The sequence below is a fragment of the Pseudomonas kilonensis genome (genome assembly GCF_001269885.1).
Taxonomy (GTDB): Bacteria; Pseudomonadota; Gammaproteobacteria; order Pseudomonadales; family Pseudomonadaceae; genus Aquipseudomonas; species Aquipseudomonas kilonensis.
In genome coordinates this window covers 1-1603 of record NZ_LHVH01000040.1, presented here as the reverse complement: position 1 = coordinate 1603, position 1603 = coordinate 1, and the positions used below count along the sequence as shown (strand labels likewise).

General features: G+C 52.5%; 2 protein-coding genes. Both read left to right on the top strand.

Features of this window, described 5'->3' with window-relative positions:
* The coding region (locus AD662_RS29610; RefSeq protein ID WP_169788917.1) for a hypothetical protein at positions 1 to 805 on the top strand (805 nt) is incomplete at its 5' end.
* Positions 762 to 1603, top strand: an 842-nt coding sequence (locus AD662_RS29680; protein WP_211264972.1) for a hypothetical protein, incomplete at its 3' end; no start/stop codon positions are given. The genes AD662_RS29610 and AD662_RS29680, both read left to right, overlap by 44 nt.

Below are 1603 nucleotides of genomic sequence, written 5' to 3'. Positions count from 1 at the left end.
GCTCGCGATGACGGCGGCACATCCAACATTGATGCAAGCTGACCCACTGCTATCGCGAGCAAGCTTTGCTCCCACAGGCTTTGCTCTTGAAAACTTGCAGATAATTGGAGGTATGTCGAAATCCGGGCATAAAAAGGAACCCTTCGGGGTGCTTTTTTGTGCCCCTATTTTATGCCTCATCCCAGCTCCCACACTGGATCTGCGGCAGACTTCGATTTCCCGGCTACCCAAACCTCCTCTGTGGGAGCAAAGCTTGCTCGCGATGACAGCGGCACATCCAACATTGATGCAAGCTGACCCACTGCTATCGCGAGCAAGCTTTGCTCCCACAGGCTTTGCTCTTGAAAGCTTGCAAATAATTGGAGGTATGTCGAAATCTGGGCATAAAAAGGAACCCTTCGGGGTGCTTTTTTGTGCCCCTATTTTATGCCCCATCCCAGCTCCCACACTGGATCTGCGGCAGACTCCGATTTCCCGGCTACCCAAACCTCCTCTGTGGGAGCAAAGCTTGCTCGCGATGACGGCGGCACATCCAGCATTGATGCAAGCTGACCCACTGCTATCGCGAGCAAGCTTTGCTCCCACAGGCTTTGCTCTTGAAAACTTGCAGATAATTGGAGGTATGTCGAAATCCGGGCATAAAAAGGCACCCTTCGGGGTGCTTTTTATGCCCCTATTTTATGCCCCATCCAGCTCCCACAGTGGATCTGCGGCAGACTTCGATTTCCCGGCTACCCAAACCTCCTCTGTGGGAGCAAAGCTTGCTCGCGATGACGGCGGCACATCCAACATTGATGCAAGCTGACCCACTGTTATCGCGAGCAAGCTTTGCTCCCACAGGCTTTGCTCTTGAAAACTTGCAGATAATTGGAGGCATGTCGAAATCCGGGCATAAAAAACACCCTTCTGGTTGCTTTTTTTGTGCCCGGATTTTATGCCCCATCCCAGTTCCCACATTGGATCTGCGGCAGCCCCCGATTTCCCGGCTACACAAACCTCCTCTGTGGGAGCAAAGCTTGCTCGCGATGACAGCGGCACATCCAACATTGATGCAAGCTGACCCACTGTTATCGCGAGCAAGCTTTGCTCCCACAGGTTTTGCTCTTGAAAACTTGCAAATAATTGGAGGCATGTCGAAATCCAGGCATAAAAAGGCACCCTTCGGGGTGCTTTTTTGTGCCCCTATTTTATGCCCCATCCCAGCTCCCGCACTGGATCTGCGGCAGACTCCGATTTCCCGGCTACACAAACCTCCTCTGTGGGAGCAAAGCTTGCTCGCGATGACAGCGGCACATCCAACATTGATGCAAGCTGACCCACTGTTATCGCGAGCAAGCTTTGCTCCCACAGGTTTTGCTCTTGAAAACTTGCAAATAATTGGAGGCATGTCGAAATCCAGGCATAAAAAGGCACCCTTCGGGGTGCTTTTTTGTGCCCCTATTTTATGCCCCATCCCAGCTCCCACACTGGATCTGCGGCAGACTTCGATTTCCCGGCTACACAAACCTCCTCTGTGGGAGCAAAGCTTGCTCGCGATGACAGCGGCACATCCAACATTGATGCAAGCTGACCCACTGTTATCGCGAGCAAGCTTTGCTCCCAC